The following is a 22,688-nucleotide window of genomic DNA, read 5'->3' on the forward strand; positions in this document are numbered from 1 at the left end:
TACGACAACGGAGGGGAAGTCGGAATGAAAGAAATTATGGACTTTGGACTTGTGCGGCAACTCGCCCGTGAGAACGGGTTGGATCAGGTGCTGGACAAGCCTGCACTTGCTGAGTTGCGACTACTTGAAGCTGCGAAGGGCGAGATGATATGTGCCAAAGGTGAGCGACCGGAGCGATTGTATTTTCTCGTGCAGGGCAAGCTCAAGATCTATACCACCCTGCCTAACGGGAAGTCTCTGTTGCTTCGTTTCAGTACACCCCTTGCGCTCGTGGGAGATTTGGAACTGATAAATGGCAAGGAGGCTATGAATACGGTAGAGTCTGTGAGCAGAAGCCTGCTGCTGGGTATCAGCTATCGCGCGCTCCAGAATACGTATGCAGAGAACCCTAGGTTTCTCCACTTTATGCTGAGTCAAGTTACGCATAAATTGTACACCTTTTCCAACCTGTCAAGTCTGAATATGTTATATCCGGTCGAAAGCCGATTTGCCAGCTATCTGTTGTCCACCATGGGCCAGGAGGAGTCCTCTTCAGAAGAGATCCAGACCTCCAAGCTCACCGAACTGGCAGATATGCTGGGCACCAGCTATAGACATCTTAATAGAGTCGTTCAAGATCTGTGTAATCGAGATATTATTCTCAAAGTGCAGCGAAAGCTAGTGATCTGTGATCTGGAACAGTTGCGTGTCATCGCGGGAGGCAATATATATGAGTGATGGCATTTTAAAATAAAGACCAAGCCTGTATATCTATGCGACATGACGCGACACATTAAATTACAATACGGTATAACAAAGAGCACCCTCCCGAATATACCGAGGGGTGCTCTTTTTGCTATACACTTCAAGTGGATTAGATATCTCCGCGTTGTTCGAACAATTGAGCGATCTCTACAATGACACGGGTGGCCTTCACCATATTGTCTACCGATACATACTCGAATTTGCCGTGGTAGTTCTCACCACCAGTGAAAATATTTGGTGTTGGCATGCCCATATAGGATAGCTGGGAACCATCTGTTCCTCCCCGGATGGGGCGAATAACAGGTTCGATGTCCAGTCGGGTCATGGCTTCATGGGCAATATCGACGATCTGGCGTACGGGTTCAATTTTCTCACGCATGTTATAGTACTGGTCATTCAATTCAACCGTGATGCTTTTCTCTCCATACTTGGTCTTCAGTTCGTTTGCGATATTCAATAGATTTGTTTTGCGCTCTTCAAACTTCTCTCGGTCGAAATCACGGATGATGTAGCTCATCTTTGTCAGCTCAACATCACCCTCCAGAGACAACAGATGGTAGAACCCATCATAACCGTCCGTGAATTCAGGAGCTTCCTCCACAGGCAGGCGTCGATTCAATTCCATCGCAATTTTCAGGGAGTTCACCATCTTATCCTTCGCAGTTCCAGGATGTACATTGGTGCCTCGTACGGTAATTTTGGCGGCAGCTGCGTTAAAGCTCTCGTATTCCAGCTCGCCAAGTGGTCCACCGTCGACCGTGTACGCATATTTGGCTCCAAAAGCAGCTACATCGAACTTGTGCGGTCCACGGCCAATCTCTTCATCGGGGGTAAAAGCAACCCGAATCTTACCGTGTTTCACTTCCGGGTGTTCAATCAGATAGGCCATCGCCGTCATGATCTCGGCAATGCCTGCTTTATTATCTGCACCAAGCAATGTTGTACCATCGGTTGTGATCAGGGTGTGGCCTTTATACTCGTGCAGTTCCGGAAAATCCTTGTTGGACAGTACTACATCCAGTTCCGAGTTCAGCACAATGTCAGCACCGTCATAGTTATCGATAACCTGTGGTTTGACATTTTTGCCAGTAAAGTCGGTCGCTGTATCGAGGTGAGCCAGGAAACCAATTACGGGAACATCCTTGTCGGTATTGGATGGCAGTGTAGCCATGACATAACCGTTCTCATCCATCGTCACATCTTGCAGACCAATGGAGTTACATTCTTCAACGAGCAGTTTGCCCAAGGCCAGTTGGCCGGGTGTGGAAGGGCATGTCTCGCTATTTTCATCGGATTGGGTATCCATCTGAACATAAGTACTCAGTCTTTGAATTAATATATCTTTCATCTATTATCGCTCCCTAGCTTGAGTAGTATATAAGTTGAGCTACTTATTTTACACTGATCCACTACGAGGCCAGAATAACCTTCTGATCGCTGTTATCCCCAGATTTTTTTGATCCACTTTTACAAAAGTAAAAATATGGGATAGCGTATGCTTTCGATGCAGCTTTCTTTCAGAAAACTTTTAGGCGAAGTGTATGCTTTCGAAGTAACTTTCTTGCAGAAAGCTTTTAGCTCCGCTTCTACAGGTTATTTCTGCCCTCTCCGTTATCGTGTAACCGTTAGTCACAACTTATGTAAATTGGGTATAGTAATTATTGTGGTTCTCTACGGTTATCATATCATGTTTTGTAGTCATTTCCAGAATGGGGCAGAACCGAAATATGAGGATTTCTAGGTATCAAAAAGGGTACTAGGTCACAAAAATGTACGTACTTGTATTTCTGTAACTGAGGTTCATAATAAATGATGAAGAAAGGATGAGTTCTAGACATGCCATTTATCACGGTTAAAGTACTGGAAGGCAAGTCGGTTGAGCAGAAACGTCAGTTGATTGAACGTATGACTCAGGTGGCTTGTGAGACACTGGATGTTGATCCGAGCAAAGTCTTTATCTTCATTGAGGATTTGGAGAAGGACAATTACGGCAAGAACGGAAAACTGTTTTCGGACTTAGACAAATAAGTAAGGCTTCATATATATCATGATCATGGAACAGGAGATGTAATATTAATGACTGAACAATTATTTTCCCCTTATCAATTCAAGAGTCTGCAATTAAATAACCGTGTCGTCATGGCACCCATGTGCCAATATTCCGTGACGGCGAAGGACGGCATTCCGAACGATTGGCATCAGGTTCACTATGTGAGCCGTGCGGTTGGAGGAACAGGACTGATTGTAATCGAGATGACCGATGTAGATCCGGATGGACGTATTACCGATAATGACTTGGGTATATGGTCAGATGAGCATGTGCCTGCCTTCACCAAACTTGTAGACGGAATCCATGCCTACGGCTCCAAAGTAGCTATTCAGATCGCACATGCAGGACGAAAAGCAGAGGATGCTCCGCAGCCGGTTGCCCCATCGGTAGTTACATTCCCGGGAGAAAAGTACAAGGAACCACGCGCGTTAAGTACCGAAGAGGTAGAAGCCATGGTGCAGAAGTTTGCAGACGGTGTTCGCCGCGCAGTACAGGCTGGCGTAGATACCATTGAACTGCACGGTGCACATGGATATCTGATCCACCAGTTCCATTCCCCGCTGATGAACCAACGTGAGGATGTATATGGGCAGGATCTGTCCCGTTTTGGCGTAGAAGTCATTCGTGCAGTGAAAAAAGAAATGCCAGCAGATATGCCGCTGATTTTGCGGATTTCAGCTGTAGAATACGCGGATGGTGGATACGACATCGACCACACCATCAATATCGCTCGTGCCTACCAAGATGCAGGCGTGGACATGTTCCATATCAGTTCAGGCGGCGAAGGACCTTCCGGTCAGCGGAAACCAGGGAACTATCCAGGGTATCAGGTACCATTTGCCCGTCGCTTCCGTGAAGAGCTGAACGTTCCTGTAATCGCAGTGGGTATGCTGGAGGATGCAGCATTGGCTCAGGCGGTGATTGGCAACGGCGATGCGGATCTGGTTGCTGTTGGCAGAGGTATGCTGCGTGACCCTTACTGGGCAAACCATGCTGCTCTGGAACTGGGCGTCAGCAAGGATCAAGCTGCGATTGCAGAGCAATATTCTCGTGGATACTAATTTGCTCTAAATTGTATTTACACTTGCCACTCCGATGACAGAATAACTTTCCGATCTGAGGATAAAGGCGAAGTGTATGCTTTCGATGTAGCTTTCTTGCAGAAAGCTTGTAGCTTAGCTTCTTCAAGTTATTTCTGTCCTCTTCGTTTTCGTGTAAATGTTATTGCAAATTTTATATAGTAAAAAAAGGCCACAGCATGGGTTAAACCTCATGCTGTGGCCTGATTTTGGATATTGAGAAGCATATCCATCCAATTACGGATGGCTACGCTCTTCGAGTCGCTTCATAGACGAATTTTTGATTCGACTGCGTGGGTGGTTGATCCGGGTTAAAGTCGGCGTACACTTTAATGTCAGAGAAACCAATGTGTTCGAGAATTAGGCGTAACTCTTCTATGCCGTACCAACGTAGGGTGAGTTGTTGCAGCTCCGTAGCAACAAGAGCACCCTGATGCCATTGTTCGTAGCGAATCAGACTTACCTTATATTGGTGTAGAAGGTTCACTTCAATGGTTTTCACTTCTACAGTGATCGTATCACCATCGGGTAATGAAACGGTTGATGTTTCTACAGAAGAGGGTTGTGTCACATCGGGCAGAAACAGATCAAACACGAGCTTGCCGCCAGGTTCCAAATGCTGAAATAGATTACGTAATACGTTAATCGACGCCTGTCTGTCTGGGATGAGGAGCAGAGAACCTCCGGGAATGATAATTGCCTCGTATCGATATGGAAGGTCAAGCTTCTCCAGATCGGCAACGAACAGCTCAGGCATGGGTAATGCCTGCTCCATACAACGAGAACGGCAGGAGTCAATCATATCCATTGAATAATCAATTCCATCCACCTTCAAGCCTGCTTCAAGCAAAGGAATGAGCACTCGGCCTGATCCCGACATGGCTTCAAGGATACGTCCTTTGCAGCGCTGAAGATAATGGCGATAGAATTCAATGTCTCCTCCCAAGGAGTGTCCCACAGGTTTTGTTAGATCATAAACGGTGGTGCATAATGGACCGTAATAACTGAATGACATAGTATAGGTGTCCCCCACATTTTGATATAATGAATTGCAAACGTGAAAGGGAACTCGTTAAGATTATCCCTTCCGGCAACGGTTGGAAATGGATTTTTCAGAGCAGACTATCATAGGATTCACGCACCTTTTATGGAATATGTTCCAATTATAGGGTGGGGATAAAGTGGAGGTCAACTTCTATTCGGGTAGTTATACGAAATGGAAATGAAATGTATAAGGAGGTGATTCGAATGGATTCATCATCAAGTTCATCAAGTGCACTGCCAGATATCCGGCAGGAACTGGTACTCCATGCACCTGTAGATAAGGTGTGGGAAAAGGTCTCGACCGAGCAGGGACTGAAAACCTGGTTCATGCCAGGCAATCTGGAACCCGTGGAAGGTCACGAGTTTATATTGGAAGCAGGCCCCTTCGGCCAATCACCATGTCAGGTGACGGAAGTTCATCCGCTGCACAAGCTGTCCTTCCGCTGGGGTAAGGACTGGACGTTGACGTTCCAACTGAATGAACAGCCCGAAGGTACGGATTTCACGCTGATTCACAGCGGTTGGGATGCGGATAAACTGACCGAGTTTGGACAGGCCCACGCTATCGTACGCGAACGTATGGAACAGGGATGGGCCGGAATCGTTCAGAAGCTTGCCCAAGTTGTTAAATAAATCTTCATTCAATCACCCCCAGGTCATTTCGCCCGTTCATTCCGGTGAAATTCGGCCTGGGGTTTCTTGGTGTACCAAGAGCTGGCGAAAACAGATAGAGATCCTTAAAATTATAAGGAAGTTGGCCGATTTTGATACGGAAACTATTTCCGTGAGCAGCAGAAACGTGTAACATGAATTATAGTGATAAATCGACAAAATTAGACGTCTCTCGCCATTGTGAATGGAAGGAATACATAGATGAGAAAACACTGGATTATGCTGACCATAAGTTTCATATGCATTGTCATTGTTCCGCTGGGTTGGATCGCTCAGACGTTAATTAGTGAGCGGAGTAACCCCCAGGCTGCAGATGGAAGAATTGACCTGACCCATTGGGACTTTGATCGCAAGGGTGCAGCGTCTCTAAAGGGTGTCTGGGATTTCTACCCTGGGCAGTTGCTGAGTCCGGCAGATATTGAAGCAAATGTATCCGGTCGCAAGCCTTTGCCGGCTTCGTCTGGCACTCAAGTTCCTGCCCGATGGAACAAATCTTTGGGGCAGGCGCATGGGTATGGAACCTATCATTTGCAAGTTCAGCTTACACCCCGGACGATGAAAAACGATTATGGTATACGCACGCAGAATATACGCATGGCCCACCGGGTATTTATCGATGGTAAAGAGATTGGTGGCAAAGGCCTGCCAGGAAAGACCAAGGCAACAGATATACAATTAAATCTGCCCTTTACAGGATTCACGTCCATTGAGGGCAGTACGGCTGACATTATCATTCAGGTATCAAATTATAGTTACTCGTCTGGGGGCATTGTAGCGCCTATTTTGTTTGGAGACGAGCATAGTATTCTGAAAAGTCAGCAACAAGGTTGGCTCAAGGATCTGATGGCCTTATTCGGTTTTATCTTGCCAGCCGCCTTTTTTCTACTTCTGTTCAGATTACGACGTACGGAGAAGGAGCTTCGTTTTCTCGGATTATTCAGCCTTTCTGGTGCGCTATACGCCCTGACACATGGGGAGAAGTTACTGGGTACGTTTGTACCGTTCCTGACCAATAATGAGATACTTCGGATTCAGCTCCTTAGTTCAGCCGCTGCCTATTACTTTTTGCTTCGGTATATGGATGCCCGTGTGCCAGGAGCAGTTCATCAGTGGTTTGTTCGTCTGGCTGTAGTGCTAATCGTTACCCAGACTATTGTGGGTCTTACGCTTCCTCCGACACTGTTCTCGTCTCTTGAGCTTCCCATGTTGCTGATCTCGCTTGTTGTCATGTTGTATACGCTGCGAGCCATGTTCTATTGGTTGAAAGGCCGGCCGAATGACAGCCACTTTGCACTGGTGAGTATGATGAGCATACTCATGGTTGTTGTGTTGTATACGCTTGGTGCGTTCACTACCCTAGACACAGCGTTCTTTGCGCTGATTGAACTTTTATTATTTGTATTTGCCCAGATGATAGTGACCGCAATCCGCTTTGCACAATCATTCCGAGACGTGGAAGCCCTGTCAGAGCGTTTGCTTGCCATCGACAGCCTGAAGGACGAGTTCATGGCGAACACGTCTCATGAGCTGCGAACGCCCCTCCATGGCATCATTAATATTGCGCAATCCATGCTGGAAGGGGCGGCCGGAGCAGTCACGCCCAAGCAAGCCAAAAATCTCTCCATGATTACTTCAACCGGCAAGCGCCTTTCACTGCTGGTTAACGATATTTTGGATTTTTCCAAATTAAAAAATAGTGAGATCGAGTTAAAACGGGTAGCTGTCGATCTGGAATCCGTTGCTCGTACTGTGGTTGAAGTCTCGGGTTTCACGTTTGAGGACAAGCCGGTTATATTGATTCAACAATGGCCCCAGTCGTTGCCGCTTGTTGAGGCAGATGAAGATCGCCTAAGGCAAGTTCTGTATAACTTGCTGGGTAACGCCTATAAGTACACTGAGCAGGGTGAGATTCGATTGTACGCCAGTGTGGAGGGGGATTGGGTGAAGGTATCGGTCGCGGATACAGGGGTAGGCATTACCTTGGACAAACAGGAGGATATCTTCCAGGCGTATGAGCAGAGTAACGGCACGATCGAGCGATTGAGCAATGGAACCGGACTGGGTCTGAGTATTACGCGAAAACTCGTTGAGCTTGGCGGTGGTGAGATCTGGGTTGAATCGGCGCCGGGGCAAGGTTCGACCTTTCATTTCACCCTGCCTGTTATGAAGTTGCCTATGTTGCAATCTCATTCGAAACCAGTTGCCGCCCGATATGTTGCTGCACAGGGGGCAGGGGCGAAGGAGCTTGTGACAAGAGAGTCAGATGAGCCGGATGATCTTCCGGAAGCGGAGCATACGATTCTGATTGTAGACGATGACCCCGTGAATCGACAGGTATTGCTTAACCTATTGTCGACAGAACGATATCGCGTGATTGCAGCGGACAGCGGGTCCACTGCATTGAAACTCCGTGAGGAGTTCCCGTCCATTGATCTTGTTATTACGGACTGGATGATGCCTAAGATGTCCGGGCTTGAGTTATGTCGCAAATTGCGCGAGCAGAGTTCCTTGTCGGAGTTACCGATTCTGATGCTGACCGCCCGCGGGTTGCCTGAGGATATCAAACACGGATTCCAGGCGGGAGCCAATGACTTCCTGAGCAAACCGGTGGATGCTGGTGAATTGCGTGCCCGGGTTCGGACGTTAATTGAGATGCGGAGTTCTGTGCAGGAGGCTATTCGGACCGAAATGGCCTTTTTGCAGGCCCAGATCAAGCCGCACTTTCTATATAATGCACTCAATGTTATTATCGCGACCTGTGCAGTGAATCCGGACAAAGCAACCGATCTGCTGATTGAATTGAGTCATTACCTGCGCGGAAGTTTTGACTTCCAGAACAGGGAGCAGCTTGTTCCTTTGACCAAAGAGTTGGAATTGGTGGAGTCTTACGTGCATCTGGAACAGGCCAGATTTGAGGAAAGACTCGTGGTCGAGTATGAGGTGGAACCAGACATACAGCTCTATCTGCCACCTCTCAGTATTCAGCCACTTGTGGAGAATGCCATTCGCCACGGCGTGATGGAGCGGGCAGCTGGTGGGACAGTTCATCTTAGGATTTTCCAAGAGAGTGAGCATGTAGTTGTACAGGTCCAGGATGATGGTGTTGGTATCCCTCCTGAGCGTATGGCTCAGGTCAAGTCTGGGCGCACCGAAGGTCCGGGAGGTGTCGGGCTGCAAAATATAAACCGTCGCCTGATGTCTCTATATGGTCAGGGACTGGAGATTCATAGCCATGTGGGTAAAGGCACGCAGATCCGATTCCGTATCCCTGTGCAAAAGGTGGATTATTCCAATTAATGTGCAGAGTGAAGCAATTATGGTTAACAGATTAATAAGCGGGTGCTGATAAAATCGGTATTCCTATTGAATCTTTCATGGCAGGAGGCTGAAAGAACGATGAGAGCCATTGTGATCGATGATGAGAAGCCAGCGCAGCTTCATCTGGAGCGACTACTACGAACGGACGGACGAATTACACCCGTGCAATGTTTTTCAACAGCTCGTGATGGTCTGCATTTTCTGGCAAAGGAACGTGTAGATGTTGTATTTTTGGACATTGGAATGCCGGAGATGAATGGCCTGGAAGCGGCTGAATATATACAGCAATTGGATCAGAGTATTCGTATCATCTTTGTTACGGCTTATGCGGACCATGCAGTGGAAGCATTTGAGCTGCATGCTCTGGATTATGTACTGAAACCGGTAAGCTCCGCCCGATTGGCCAAAACCATTGATCGAATTGCGGGCATAATGTTGCATACTTCCCAAGTTGCAGCCACCACCGAGGTACAGCAATCGGAACCTGTATCTGTGGAGTTGGATACTGAAGTTCCGGGGCTGCTTACGTTCAAACATCTGGATATCTACAGAAGCTTGGATCAGGGTGCCAAGAAACATAAGTGGCGCACAACCAAATCACAGGAATTGTTTGCTTTTTTGTTTCATCACAGGGAAGAATGGGTAAGCAAGGAGATTCTGCTGGATAAGCTATGGGGTGATGTTTCCCAGGAAAAGGGATTAACCCATCTACATACTTCCGTGTACCAGATTCGAAAGCTGCTTAAGGAATGGAACATGACAGGTAAGCTGGAGTACAATATGAACCGTTATCGTCTGTTATCTGGCAATCTGGTAAGTGATGTGGATCAATTTGAAAAAGCCATGGTCTACAACGTCATCACATCAGACAGTGTTGAAGACTTGAGGCATATGATTCCGCTTTATCGTGGCGATTATCTGGAAGAGCATGATTATCATTGGGCACAGGCCAAAGCAAGGGAACTCAGACGCAAGTATACAGCGCTGGTTATGGATATCGCGAGATGGGACATGGAGCATGGTCGTGGCAAGGTAGCGATTGAGCAATTAACGATATTGCAGGAACGGGAGCCTTATTCGGAAGAGATCTGTCGACTCATGATGGAAGTGTATGCGTCCATGGATGATCAGCAAGGCATACTTCGTTTATATCATTCATTTACATTGACATTAAATGAGGATCTGGGGTATCAGCCCGAGCCCGAAACAAGCAGGTTGTATCAGGACCTGACGGAGCAATAAACGTAAGTTCAGACAGGAGGGTGAGACATGAAGCTATTCATACACCGCAAAGACTTGCGTACGGATGATCTGGCCGCATTCGATTATTTGCGGGAACACCAAGAAGAGAGTGTGCATGTTCTCATCTATGATCCTTTCCTCCTGCGGCGAGGCCGAGAGAAGGAACACAGCGGTGTGAATTTCAGGCGGCATGCGGCGGAATTAGGCAGACAGTATCTTGAAGCCAAACGAAAACTGCATGTTGCTTACGGCAAACCGGCTGAAGTGGTAGATTTCATTCTGAACGAATTCAAAGGTGAGATTGACGAGATTGTGGTCCATCGGGACATGACGCCATATGCAATCGAGCGGGATAGGGCCATACGCATAGTCAGTGAGGCGCACGAGGTTTCGTTCACACAACTGACGGATCATCTGCTGATGGATCTGAATGGATTTGCCAACTTTACAGGCAAGTCGGAGCCATATAAGGTATTTGCGGCTTTCCATCGGCGGTGGGTGGAATTCATGAATGAACATCCCAACCCTCCTTCGGCAACAACGGTTGCAGCGTTGAAGGTGAGTGATCGTCAGATTGAATGGCCGGATGTAATGCAGGTACCTCCAGAGTTGCTGGAGGGCAGTGGTTCGAATGACGAGGACCCTCATCTGCTGTTGGATCAATTTTTATCGGATCGAATTGCTGAATACGGTGATCATCGGGATGAATATGAGGCTTACGAGCCGAGTCATCTCAGTTCTTACGTGGCTGTGGGGGCCGTATCCATTCGCAAGATGTATGATGCGGCGAGTCGCACCGCAGAAGCGGGGGAATGGATCAGGCAGTTGTGCTTCCGCGACTTCTATCTGTATCGAGCGGTCTATGAGAGTCACTATTTTACATATGAAAAGGTGTACGATCTCTCGACTCTCCATGATAATCACTTTGAACGGTGGTGCAAGGCGGAGACAGGCATTCCGATTATTGATGCAGCGATGACGGAACTGAATGAAACCGGACATATGCCCAACCGGCTGCGAATTCTCACGGCGATGTTTCTCACCAAAAACCTGCAATGCCCGTTCACCTTGGGTGAAGCCTATTTCAGGCGCAAGCTGAGTGATTATGATAACATTCAAAACCGTGGTAACTGGTTATGGTGTGCTTCGCTTGGTGAGAATGCGGCTCCGTATTTTCGGGTGAACAATCCAGTAACACAATCCGAGAAATATGATCCGCAAGGTGATTATATTCGCAAGTGGTTGCCTGAATTGAAGGATCTGCATAGCAAGGACATCCATCAGCCGCGCAAGGATGCCATCGTTGATCTGAAGGTATCGAGACAGGTAGCTATTGACGTGTATAAACAGATTCTGGCGAGTCGTTCGAAGTAGACTGAGTCAGGGGCGGGATGCATGCCCAAACCCAAATTTACCATTCTCATCCGTTTGATCCAATATTCATTTGGTTGAGAGCAGGATGTTCCACAGACCGCGTACTCGCGGTCTTTTTTACATATATAGACATGAAAATAGTGTGAAATGTGTTGAAAATTTAGGAATTGTTAAGAAAATGGACTATCCATCTTAAGCATTATGGCTTTTAATAGATAGAGAGCTTTATTGTATTAAGTCATATCTGACATATTGACGAACACATTAAGGAGAAACGTAAACATGAGTGAAACACTGAAAAGAGAGCGAATTCCAGAACTGAATCTGGTGCGTGCCATGGCAATTATCGGCGTACTGTGCGTGCATTCCACGTCCTATGCGACGGTGGACATGACGGGTTCAGGCTACTACTGGCTGTACAACTTTATTAATATCTTTATGAAATATGGTACGCCAACCTTTATTTTTATGAGCAGTTTTGTACTGTTCTATAACTATTATTCTCGTCCGTTGGATAAGAAACTCGTGAGTAACTTCTACAAGAAAAGATTTGTGTATATTTTGCTTCCGTATTTCCTGTTCTCATTAATGTATTTTGTGTTGCTGCATTTCACGCATTATCAGGGCCGACCTTTCGGCGAATCGGCAGTAAGTTTTATCACGAAATTGTTTACGGGCAAGGCCTATACACATCTGTACTTTGTGTTTATTAACATGCAATTTTATCTATTATTCCCATTGGTGTTATGGTTGCTTAAGAAATATCCTTCTGTGGTGAAATGGTCTGTTCCGATTGGACTATTGATTCAATGGGCATTCATCGTAAGTAATAAATATGGATTCCAGGTACCCAACAAGGGAAGCTGGGCGTTCTCGTACTTCTCCTATTTCATGCTGGGTGCTTTTATCGGGGTGTATTTCCCTAAAATCAAGCAATGGTTTGTCATCAGTCGGGCCAATGCCACCAAAGGACGCGTAGCTTCATGGATTCTGCTCTGGGCGGTATGGATCATTGCCGGACTTGGCCATGTGTATATCTATTATCTGCTGCGTCTGAAGATCGCAACGTACAACACACTGTGGTATGAATTCTTCTGGAATGTGCATACCTTTGCTTGTGCGCTGGTACTTATCCAGGTCGCTTATCTGCTCTATCGCAAAGGACCGTCACTGATCGTGAAGCCGCTAAACCGGCTTGGAGCCCTGTCGTTCGGGATCTACCTGATCCATCCCTTCTTCCTGCTGGTGTATCGTGAATTTCCACCGCAAACAGGTGTTTCCTGGTTAGTGCATCTGTGGTATGCCGGAGGATTCGGTGTAGCTCTGATCGCTTCGTGGGTTGTCGTTGGATTGACGGCAAGGTTTGTTCCATATGCATGGGTGATCTTTGGCAATCTGCCAAAACCGAAACCACGTCTCGCGCCACAACAGAACTCGGGACAATTGGACGTACGTTAAGATACATTTCCAATTAGAGGAATAGTAAACCGTTTCTTGGTCGACCTTAGGGGAGAGCGGGGAGCGGTTTTTTCGTCTATATAGATATGCTGGATGTGGGGAACGAGTGTTTCTTTTTCATGTATGAGGGGTAATCATAAGGCGGAACGATAATACATTATGGATAACAGGATTAAGGTGAATATAATGACAACATGCGAAAAATGCGGGAGACCGATGCAGGATATATTGGAATATGTGGAACACATTCTTCACGAATGCAGTGAACAGACACAGGAGTACAACTCAAAAGATTATCAGGCCTATGGCCATGAGGGTGTTCACGAGCAGATGTGATACAATAGAAAGAAACCGGATTCATACGGAACCGAGGTGACAACATGGAGACGGGTCCAGCCCCTTTCCGGCAAGGAAAGACGGAACAAGAAGCGCGACTGAGCAAAACGTGTATGTATTGCGGACAAAAGCGGCCAATGTCCGAATTCCGGCGCAGAACCGGAAAGCGGGCAGGTCCCGGAGCCAGGCGGGGAGCCTGCCGTAGCTGTCGCCAGCTTGGTGGACAGGCTGACCACGAGGCAGGTTCAAGTGTGAGCGGGCGAACGAATGAACGGATGGAGCGTCAACGGGATGGCTTGGAGACCCGTGAGGTTACTGACAGTCCGTCTGCCTCAGTGAGAAATGAGGCAGGTCGTACCTCCCATGGTATGGAGCAGGGATCTGCTACGTTGGCTGAGTCTGACAGAATTCTGGTGTCTCAACCATCAGTAGAATCGTCATCTTCGAATGACAATGAACATGCTGACTTGGTGACTTCCTCACCCTCTTCTTCGGGTATTCCGAAGAAGAGGAGAAGACGGAGGAAGAGCAAGCGATCAGAGAGCATAACGGGGAATGAGCTGAGAGAGACGAGTCTGGAGCAGGATGGTTTGGCAGGTGAGGTCTTGGTTGAGCCACAGCCAGGCGAGCACTGGCGTGGGGAAGAAGGGCATTCGCAGGGGCGTGCTTCTGCGAATGAGAAAGGCACTGCACAGCGGGCAAGCGCGCGAGCTGCCGCTGCAGTGCAGGCCGCCGAGCAAGCGGCGGCGGCCCACCAAGCTCTGCTGCCAGCTGAGCCGCAAGGCCCGGCAGCAGAGCCCATGGCTGCGGATCAACCGACCGCAGCCAAACGCAAGCGCAAGCGGCGCCGCAAGCGTGCTGCCGCGCTCGCGCCCGGCGCAGGGCAGGCCCGCAGCGTAGCTGCTGAGGCCCATGCGCCGGCACTGAGCGACCGTGGCGATGCCACCACGGTCGCTGCGCCTACGGCGGCGGAGGCAAAGCCTGCCGCCACCGGGCGCGAGCCCGGGCAAGCGCCGGGGGCTGCTGCGGAGGCAGGGCCTCCTGCGCCCGTGCGCCAGCCTGGCTCGCCAGGGTCCAAGCCGCGCCAGGCGCGCAAGGAGCGTGCGCCCAAGGCGAACGGCGAAGACGCTGCCCGCGGTGTATCTGGGCAGCGCCCCGCGCATGCCAGCCGAAGCCACGGGGCTGGCACGGATGGCCGTCCCCGCCGCCAGACCCCGTCGGCCCCGGTAGCCATCGACCCGGAAGATCCGGCTTCGCTCCGGACCAACCGGCAAGGAATGGTACGGATGCGAGGCAAGACCGACAAGGGCAGACGTTGGCATCAGGAAGTGGACATGGAGCTTGCGGTCACGCTGGTCAAGGAAAAAGCCGCTGTGGTGGTCAATCGGTACACGATTCGCCGATTGTTCAGCAACAAGGATTTCAAGCGGTATATTTTAACCCGGGATCACTACACCTGTTACTTCTGTGGATCGTATGGAGATACGATTGACCATCTGCTGCCGCGTGCCAAAGGTGGACATACCACCCCGCTCAACTGTGTCTGCGCCTGTAATCTGTGCAACCAGTCCAAAGCAGCGATGGATGCCGAAGAGTTCATGCGTTCCGGTATTCCCGAATGGAATGCTGCCCATCAGGCAGAGTTGATTGAACTGGCCATGCAGGAAGCGCAGCTGGAAGAAGGATAAATACCCCCGAAGAAGGATCGGGGTTTCGATATGAAAAGCACACCAAGACCACAGAGGTCGAGGTGTGCTTTTTTTGATTTAATTTTGATTGGGGTGGGAAGTGAGTTTGCCGTGCAATAATTTCTTCAAATTGACATCGGTGTTCATTGAAGATGTACGTTATACTGGGAGGGAGTTGCTAACGAAGCTTCATCATCCATAAGAATGATGAAATGTATAGTGAACATCAAGCCTGAGAACTTAGACTGTATAGATTGGATGGATGCAGATGACCCCGGCAGCATTGGACATTATGTCATATATTACGGAAGAAAATATTCGTTTCTGGCTGGAGAAGTTTCGCTCCCTGGGCCCGTTACCGGGAATTTTGCTTACGTTTATGAAATCATTTGTACCGCCGCTTCCAACGCTGTTGATTGTGGGCGTAAACGGTGCGGTATATGGTCTGTGGGCAGGATTTATATATTCATGGATCGGCATGGTGCTCGGTTGTACCGTTACATTCCTGATCGTACGGGAGATTGGGAAATCCGCTTTTGTAGAGCGATGGGCACGCAAACCTCGTGTACAACGCAGCATGGTATGGATTCGAAGGAATGCATTCAGTTATGTTTTTCTGCTGAGTATCTTCCCGGTAGGTCCGTTTGTCATTATTAACGTGGCGGCAGGTATCGCGCGAATGCGATTGTTATCCTTCCTGCTTGCGGTGGGCTGTGGTAAAGCGATCATGATCTTCTCTGTTACGTATATCGGTTCCAATGTGGAACAATTTCTGGAGCACCCTATACGCTGGGTAGGCGTATTGCTGTTTATTGCGGTATCCCTGTGGGCAAGCCGCAAACTGGAGCGACACTTTACCCGGTCATCGTCAGATGGTGAAGATCTACATGATCTGAATCAACCAACTGGCAAATCGATTTCTTCATAAAAAATGATCAGTACGCAGTATAGGATGTCAGTAATCCTGTTAGATCGAAGGAGGACCTAACATGAATGATAATATCTATGCATTCAGCCGAACGATAAATCGTATGAGTGAAGATGAACTTCGTTCAGTACTGCGTGTGCTCTATATGAAATCAGCTCACGTGGTCAAGCGGCAGGAAGAGCAAGGTGAAAAGGTGGATTTTGCGGAAGCGGTACAGTCACTGTTTCGAAATATGGATACCCCATTTGATCTGGGTCGTCTGGAACAACAAGCTCTCGCCGAGGTTGACAAGCCAAATGAAATTCATATTACGTTTGGAGAATCACCTCTGAGTAGTCTGAAAATGGGAATGAGTACATTACCTGATCAGGAAAAACGGAGTTATTTCTCTATAGATGATAATTATGCGGTAGGGCCATTAGGTGATCTCACCCGGCGTGCAGACTTGCAACGCAGGCATCTCTGGCTGACCGAACGAATGTGTCTCAATGACCGTGAGGCATATGGCATGCATGAACTGGAATCATTATTTGATCTCGAAGCCACAATACAGTCCTTTGATTCCAAGACGTCGATCATTATCTGGTATGCGAATAATGCACGGGAGAAGACGGGACTGCTTTACGCCATGTATCTATTGCGGAACAGCGAGAGCCCCATATATCTTATCGAAACGAGTGGCTTATATAAGCAATTATTTGATAGACCTGACGTTCAATACGATGTGCTCCACACAGGCGAGATTCTTCCGGAAAAGCTTTTGGCGATGTGGCACGTCTGCTCTGAGCAAGAGCCATTGTCCAAGCCAGAGCGCCGCCAACTGGAGCAGGATTGGCTGGAACTTTCGGTACAGCCTGGGCTATTACGTATGATGGAGAATGGCGTGATTCGGAGCTTAACTGAAGATGCGTTGGACGAGTACATTATGCAGAAGGTGAGGGAACTGACACCGAACTGGGAGCCAGGCAAGTATATCCGAGCAGCTCGTATTGTGGGTGAAGTGATTGGTACAAGTAGCCAGCATATAAGTGATGCGTTCGTGGAGTACCGTCTACGGCAACTGGTGCTGCAAGGCCAACTTGAAATGGATGGAAAGCCACTTGCAATGAGGTATTACAGTATTCGGCTTCCCGAGCGCTGAAAGGGACTAAGGCTGAAACGCACGGATAGAAAAACAAGCGACGAGATCACAAAGTTTGAAATAAGACGGAAGATTTGAGCAGTTCCTTGCGCTTACAGGAAGATGATCACGAAGTGTCTCCGTTACCAGCTGTTCAGATTTAACACTTAAATAGACTGTTCCACCGGTGAGTAACTCCTACATGTCCGGGGAACAGTCTGTTTTTTTCTCATTAGGTACTAAACCAGCTTCGCTTGTGCAATATCCAATAACATTCTTCTTTATGATCATCATTGTATTAAGATTTCTTCCCATCCCAGATTTCTAGTAACGGCCCCTGCTGCCCATAGACCGGATCGGTATCCGGGATCGGAACCTCTCGGATTTCCTGAAGAGCCTTGGCACGATCGTCTTCTTCACCTGTGCGTGTGTTGTAACTCATGCCGCCCGGATAAGCACCGGCAATACGAAAATCACTGCTGGACTCCAGACGTTTATGCCCTGTCCCAGCGGGAAGCACAACAACGTCGCCTGTTTGAAGGTAAACTTTCTGACCATGTTCTCCGCCTAAAATCAGTTGCACGAATCCACTCACCACAGCAAGTGCCTCATGAGCATTACTATGATAATGATGATAATTGAACACACCATTCAACCAGCTATTTCCCCATCCATTACGGTTCAGCAACGATTCTGCATGAAGAGCCTCTTCAGCCCATACGTTTTTATACAAAAGCACAGGCAGGGTCGGATGATTGGGAATTACACCGTCATCCTGAAGGAATAACGTCTCTATGTCCTTATTCCGTTCATTCATCTCACATCACCTCACTATAAATTACCCGATAACCTCAAGGACGAACAAAAAACAATTGTAAAATGATACAAAATGTATCATTTTAAGGTTATACTCAGTACATAAACTCTCTTCAATGCACTCGTTGTATAAATCGCAAGGGGGAATCGTGTGTGAACATTGTGATTACAGGGGCTTCTGGATTTGTGGGATTTAATCTTTCACAGTATTTGGCGCAAAAGGGGCATCGAATTACCCTTCTGGATCGGGATGATTATTGTCAGAGGCTTGTTCATATCTCACCTCTGCATGAGATGCCGCTCATCTGTTGTGACCTTACAGTGGACCGGATTCATCTACCTCCAGGAACAGATTACATCATCCATCTGGCAGCCATGCCACACGTGGATTATTCGTATCATCAGCCAGGGGAAGTTTTCCGCAATAATACACTTAGCACACAGGCTATCCTGCAATATGCTACGGAACATCACATTCCAGTCTTGCTGGCTTCATCCGTTGAAGTGTATGGCGGCGATTGGGGCAGAGTCTATCACGAATCAGATCCGTATGCACCCGTCTCTCCTTATTCTGCATCCAAGGTCGCCTGTGAGATGCTTGCTCACTCCTACGCTCAATGTTACCAGCTTCCAGTCAAACTCTTTCGTTTGACCAACCTCTATGGTCCATGGCAATTACCAGACCGTATTATTCCCCGAAATTTTGGTCGGATGTTGGACGGACTGCCTCTGGATATTCAGGGATCGGCAGTGCGTGATTTCTTGTATGTAGATGATGCCCTCCGGGCCATTGAACAGATTATGCTGAAAGGCAAAGACGGACAGGTCTACAACATATCAACAGGGCTTGGAACAACCATGCAGGAGATCGGGGAGATATTGAAACCAATGGATCGATCCGTAGCTGCTGTAGAGATTCGGGAGCAAGAACCAACCCAGTCCAGAGGGTCGAGTCTAGTCGTACATTCAGGCAGATTGCGAGCTGAATTGGGATGGCTACCGCAAACCACGTTGGAAAAGGGATTGGAAAAAACCTTCCGTTGGTATCGGGAACATCCCGAATGGGTCAGACAGTTCAGCCGTGAATACCATACAACAAGGGAAACGCGCAGTTTCATTATCGATATGGCAAGATACGCAGTTCCAGCAGTATAAAAAACACAAAAAAAGCCAGGGAAGGGTGTATTGAGTAACACCTTCCTTGGCTTTTTTGCGCCTCCGTCTCACATTCGGATAACTTCCGAACACGGACGGTCAGGCTATTTTAAAACGATCTATTGCACGAAATCTTCGTGCTTTCTGAGGTCTGCATCAAAAGGATCTAGTGATCTCTTTTAACGTCGGCAATTTTATCCTGTACGGCACCTTTGGCTTTGTCTTTTTTACCCTCAGCCTGAAGGGATCTGTTATTGGTTGCATTACCGATCTGATCCTTCACTTCGCCTTTGGCCTTGTTTACGCCTGCTTTGATTTTATCGCTAGTTGAATTACTCATATCGAACATCTCCTTCGTTTCTGGTGTAGTCCTTATTAACCGGGATGTCCGTATTCTAAACGCAATGGGTTTGTGCCAAGTTTTGCATTCGTGACGCAAGAGGTTCATACTTGAAATTGAAAAGATGTCTCAATAATGGAATAAGGCAGAGCCCAACGCTGCATAATAACGACAGTGACCAATTTCGTTGCATGATTATCTTGATATTGGAAAACAATTCCTGAGCATTTGGATAAACGAATCCTTCCTTGTGTACATATCGCACATCTGGTCATATGTGATCTTGTCTTAATACCACATGTGGTAGGAATACGGATCTTGGACAGGAGGATCGGCGGCGTTAGCTTGCCTTCATGGGTTGACAAAAAAATCGATTTTGTTACAATGTTCACAATATCTTCACAAGTGTAAAAAATTTCTTTTTCATGTTCATGTGTAAGAGGTGTAATATAAGGGTATAGAGTTCGGTTTCGGCCTGCTTGTCGTTTTGTGCGTCAACACATGTTGTCCGCAATAGATCCAAGATACAATGCATGATATGGGAGTGGCCCTGAGCTACGCTCATCCTATTGTGTGAAATTTGGTACATTTAAATGTATTCGATGTATTTTGTGGTTCGGCTCTGCTTGACAGGCATCATGAAAGTCGCGGACTTCTATCCCAAAGTAAAGGAGGACTTTCTCTTATGTCACAATCGCCTACTCAACAAGAGGTGCCAGTTACAGAAGGTGCCAACGTTTCCGAGCGCCAGTCCTTGGACGTTCTGGATCAACTGATGAAGCCTGAGGTACAGGAGTCTTTAACCGTTCTGGTGGAGAACCTGCCTAAATTGGCTGAAATGGTTACTGCTATGACAAAAGCTTATGACTTTGCACAAAGTGTAGCAACAGACAAAGTTCTGATCAGCGACACAATGAGCGCAATGGGCGAGTTCGCTAAGCCTGTTGTAGACAAAGCTAAAGGTGTAGCTTCTGCTGCCATCGAAGCCAATGACCGTGCGCAAACAGAGCAAACTTCAGTTGGCTTGTTCGCTATGCTGAAAATGCTTAAAGATCCAAACGTACAACAATCGCTTCGTTTTGCTCAATCTTTCTTGAGCATCTTGAACGAGCGTCAACAACCGAAACGTTAAGACTTAGAAGAACGGAGGATGGATATGTCGAAGCAAATTTTGATCTTGGGTGGAGGATACGGCGGTCTGTTGACTGCATTGACTGCGCGTCAATACTTGTCTCCGGAAGAAGCGACAATTACTGTCGTGAACCGTTACCCTACACACCAAATTATCACGGAACTGCACCGTCTTGCAGCGGGAAGCATTGCTGAACAAGCAGTTGCTCTTCCACTCGAAAAATTGCTGCGTGGCAAAAACGTGAACTTGAAAATCGATACGGTGGATACAATCAAGCCGGACGAGAAGAAAGTTCTGATGACCAGCGGCTCCACATACTCTTACGATGCACTTGTCGTTGCCTTGGGCAGCGAAACGGCATTCTTCGGAATTCCGGGATTGCAAGAGTACAGCTTCACGCTCAAATCGGTTAGCGATGCAAACCGTATTCGTGCACACGTTGAAGCACGTCTTGATGCTTACAAACAGTCCGGCAACAAAGCAGACGCTACGTTTGTTATTGGTGGCGGCGGCTTGACAGGTATTGAGCTTGTTGGCGAATTCGCTGACCTGCTTCCTGCAGTATGTCAAGAAAAAGGCATCGACTTCAAAGAAGTATCCCTGTACACAGTTGAAGCAGGTCCTTCCATCCTGGCAGGATTCCCGCCGGAGCTGGTTGAGCGTGCTAAATCAAGTCTTGAGAAACGTGGCGTTAACTTCATCGTTGGCGTAGCGATTACCGAGATGAAAGAAAACGAAGTTCTGCTGAAAGACGGCAGCTCCATCCCTACGAACACACTCGTATGGACAGGTGGCGTACAAGGCAACGCTGTTGTTGCTAACAGCGGAATTGAAGTGGATCGTGGCCGTGCGAAAGTTACGGAAGTTCTGCAATCTACTTCTCACAAAGACGTGTTTGTTGCTGGTGACAGCGCAGTGGTCTTCCCTAGCGAAGGCGCTCGCCCTTACCCTCCAACAGCACAATTGGCTTGGCAAATGGGTGAGACTATTGGTCACAACTTGGGCGTTATGTTCAAAGGTGGCGCAATGGAATCCTTCACACCAGTATTCTCCGGTACGCTGGGAAGTCTGGGTCGTAAAGATGCTGTCGGCATGATCGGTGGCAACCAGACTCGTCTGAAAGGTCTGCCTGCAACCATGATGAAAGAAGCAAGTAACATCCGTTACCTAGCTCATATTCACGGTTTGTTCGCACTGGCTTACTAATCTTAATGACATTCAAGGGCGCCCTTTTGGGCGTCCTTTTTGGTTGTCACGATTACAAAGAATAACAGATATTCAGATAGGAAAAGGTGCGGCTGAAGTGGTCGATGTGAGGTCGCGTATAAAGTACCTAGGGGATATGGCATATTAATGGGACAACGGAAGACTTCACATTTCATAGATGTACTGAACGGGCATGAACCTGGGAGGGGGCGCTTAGAAGCGCCGGCTTTCGTTTAAATTATAGGATGAGCATCTTTAAATAAAAGGAACGGGGAGCGCAACAACAAGCAGCCCGTTCAACTGAGAGGAGAAATGACGTATGAACGTTTTAGTTATAGGAGCAAATGGACAAATCGGTAAGTTTGTGGTGGAACAGCTGGTACAGGAAGGCAAACATACAGTAACGGCCATGATCCGCAAACCGGAGCAGGCGGATGCACTGAAGAAACTCGGTGCCGATGTGGTGATCGGTGATCTGGAGGGCAGTGTGGAGGACTTGGCTGAGGCAATGAAGGATCATAATGCCATTGTGTTTACGGCAGGTTCTGGCGGATCTACCGGTCAGGACAAAACGCTGCTTATTGATCTCGACGGTGCGGTGAAAACGATGGAAGCTGCAGAGCAGCAAGGAATCTCCAGATATGTTCTGGTCAGTGCGTATGGCGCAGATCAACGGGAGAAATGGTCAGAGTCCATTAAGCCTTATTACGTGGCGAAACATTATGCGGATCGTGCGTTGTTTGCAAGTGATCTGAATTACACGATTATTCGCCCAGGTGGTCTCAAGAATGAACCGGGCACAGGCAACATTGCGGTTGGAACGGATCTGGAGCCGGGAAGCATTTCGCGTGAAGATGTGGCCCGGGTAATCGTGGCTTCTTTGCAGGAAGAGAAAACGTACCGAATGGCCTTTGATCTGGTTGCCGGGGAGCATCCGGTTGAAGATGCCTTGGGCAAATTGTAGATGTTATTGTAAGATAACGGGA

Annotated in this window: 20 protein-coding genes; 16 read left to right on the forward strand and 4 right to left on the reverse strand. The window is 47.9% G+C overall.

The window, feature by feature from the left end; genetic code table 11:
• The first annotated feature begins 24 nt into the window (after positions 1–24).
• Positions 25–717 carry a Crp/Fnr family transcriptional regulator gene (locus ACE04G_RS04540; RefSeq protein WP_339306172.1) on the forward strand — a complete coding sequence of 231 codons (693 nt, stop codon included), beginning with the start codon at positions 25–27 and terminating at the stop codon, positions 715–717.
• Positions 718–853: 136 nt separating this feature from the next.
• Here ACE04G_RS04540 and pepT read toward each other — a convergent pair whose 3' ends face one another.
• Positions 854–2,092 carry a peptidase T gene (gene pepT, locus ACE04G_RS04545; RefSeq protein WP_221819932.1) on the reverse strand — a complete coding sequence of 413 codons (1,239 nt, stop codon included), beginning with the start codon at positions 2,090–2,092 and terminating at the stop codon, positions 854–856.
• Between the two features lie 488 nt (positions 2,093–2,580).
• Between pepT and ACE04G_RS04550 the strand changes: the two genes are divergently transcribed.
• Positions 2,581–2,772, forward strand: a complete 192-nt coding sequence (locus ACE04G_RS04550; protein WP_017691642.1) for a tautomerase family protein — start codon at positions 2,581–2,583, stop codon at positions 2,770–2,772.
• A 48-nt stretch (positions 2,773–2,820) separates the two neighbouring features.
• On the forward strand, positions 2,821–3,855 hold the full coding sequence (locus ACE04G_RS04555; RefSeq protein WP_339306168.1) for an NADH:flavin oxidoreductase/NADH oxidase: 1,035 nt from the start codon (positions 2,821–2,823) through the stop codon (positions 3,853–3,855).
• 265 nt (positions 3,856–4,120) lie between these two features.
• Here ACE04G_RS04555 and ACE04G_RS04560 read toward each other — a convergent pair whose 3' ends face one another.
• A complete protein-coding gene (locus ACE04G_RS04560; protein WP_449003670.1) occupies positions 4,121–4,888 on the reverse strand; it encodes a class I SAM-dependent methyltransferase in 768 nt (255 codons plus the stop codon).
• Positions 4,889–5,121: 233 nt separating this feature from the next.
• Between ACE04G_RS04560 and ACE04G_RS04565 the strand changes: the two genes are divergently transcribed.
• The 9 genes from ACE04G_RS04565 to ACE04G_RS04605 all read left to right on the forward strand — a co-directional run bounded on the left by ACE04G_RS04565 (position 5,122) and on the right by ACE04G_RS04605 (position 17,074).
• A complete protein-coding gene (locus ACE04G_RS04565; RefSeq protein ID WP_221819922.1) occupies positions 5,122–5,550 on the forward strand; it encodes an SRPBCC family protein in 429 nt (142 codons plus the stop codon).
• 240 nt (positions 5,551–5,790) lie between these two features.
• A complete protein-coding gene (locus ACE04G_RS04570; RefSeq protein WP_449003671.1) occupies positions 5,791–8,886 on the forward strand; it encodes an ATP-binding protein in 3,096 nt (1,031 codons plus the stop codon).
• 99 nt (positions 8,887–8,985) lie between these two features.
• Complete coding sequence (locus tag ACE04G_RS04575) at positions 8,986–10,149, forward strand: response regulator (protein WP_339306164.1); 1,164 nt, start codon at positions 8,986–8,988, stop codon at positions 10,147–10,149.
• A 27-nt stretch (positions 10,150–10,176) separates the two neighbouring features.
• Positions 10,177–11,523, forward strand: a complete 1,347-nt coding sequence (locus ACE04G_RS04580; RefSeq protein WP_339306161.1) for a cryptochrome/photolyase family protein — start codon at positions 10,177–10,179, stop codon at positions 11,521–11,523.
• Between the two features lie 282 nt (positions 11,524–11,805).
• Positions 11,806–12,981, forward strand: a complete 1,176-nt coding sequence (locus tag ACE04G_RS04585; RefSeq protein ID WP_449003672.1) for an acyltransferase — start codon at positions 11,806–11,808, stop codon at positions 12,979–12,981.
• 186 nt (positions 12,982–13,167) lie between these two features.
• Positions 13,168–13,317 (forward strand): hypothetical protein, encoded by a 150-nt coding sequence (locus ACE04G_RS04590; protein WP_179087885.1) that lies wholly within the window; start codon positions 13,168–13,170, stop codon positions 13,315–13,317.
• A 1,286-nt stretch (positions 13,318–14,603) separates the two neighbouring features.
• Positions 14,604–15,005, forward strand: a complete 402-nt coding sequence (locus ACE04G_RS04595) for an HNH endonuclease (RefSeq protein ID WP_047841083.1) — start codon at positions 14,604–14,606, stop codon at positions 15,003–15,005.
• Between the two features lie 268 nt (positions 15,006–15,273).
• Complete coding sequence (locus ACE04G_RS04600; RefSeq protein WP_074092721.1) at positions 15,274–15,933, forward strand: TVP38/TMEM64 family protein; 660 nt, start codon at positions 15,274–15,276, stop codon at positions 15,931–15,933.
• Positions 15,934–15,994: 61 nt separating this feature from the next.
• On the forward strand, positions 15,995–17,074 hold the full coding sequence (locus ACE04G_RS04605) for a DUF1835 domain-containing protein (protein WP_449003673.1): 1,080 nt from the start codon (positions 15,995–15,997) through the stop codon (positions 17,072–17,074).
• 277 nt (positions 17,075–17,351) lie between these two features.
• Here the strand turns inward: ACE04G_RS04605 and ACE04G_RS04610 are convergent, their stop codons facing one another.
• Entirely contained in the window at positions 17,352–17,870 is a 519-nt protein-coding gene (locus tag ACE04G_RS04610; protein WP_449003674.1) for a cupin domain-containing protein, read from the reverse strand.
• Positions 17,871–18,022: 152 nt separating this feature from the next.
• On the opposite strand from ACE04G_RS04610, the gene ACE04G_RS04615 reads away from it, so the two are divergent.
• Positions 18,023–19,024, forward strand: coding sequence for an NAD-dependent epimerase/dehydratase family protein (locus ACE04G_RS04615; RefSeq protein WP_449003675.1), 1,002 nt, complete (start codon positions 18,023–18,025; stop codon positions 19,022–19,024).
• 166 nt (positions 19,025–19,190) lie between these two features.
• On the opposite strand, the gene ACE04G_RS04620 is transcribed toward ACE04G_RS04615, so the two are convergent.
• Positions 19,191–19,364: a CsbD family protein gene (locus ACE04G_RS04620; protein WP_017691655.1), complete on the reverse strand. Its 174-nt coding sequence runs from the start codon at positions 19,362–19,364 to the stop codon at positions 19,191–19,193.
• A gap of 685 nt (positions 19,365–20,049) precedes the next feature.
• Between ACE04G_RS04620 and ACE04G_RS04625 the strand changes: the two genes are divergently transcribed.
• The 3 genes from ACE04G_RS04625 to ACE04G_RS04635 all read left to right on the forward strand — a co-directional run bounded on the left by ACE04G_RS04625 (position 20,050) and on the right by ACE04G_RS04635 (position 22,666).
• A complete protein-coding gene (locus tag ACE04G_RS04625) occupies positions 20,050–20,496 on the forward strand; it encodes a DUF1641 domain-containing protein (protein WP_017691658.1) in 447 nt (148 codons plus the stop codon).
• 24 nt (positions 20,497–20,520) lie between these two features.
• Positions 20,521–21,702, forward strand: a complete 1,182-nt coding sequence (locus ACE04G_RS04630; protein WP_036606574.1) for an NAD(P)/FAD-dependent oxidoreductase — start codon at positions 20,521–20,523, stop codon at positions 21,700–21,702.
• A 319-nt stretch (positions 21,703–22,021) separates the two neighbouring features.
• Positions 22,022–22,666, forward strand: a complete 645-nt coding sequence (locus ACE04G_RS04635) for an SDR family oxidoreductase (protein ID WP_449003676.1) — start codon at positions 22,022–22,024, stop codon at positions 22,664–22,666.
• Positions 22,667–22,688 lie beyond the last annotated feature (22 nt).

The sequence above is a fragment of the Paenibacillus sp. AGC31 genome (genome assembly GCF_057334655.1).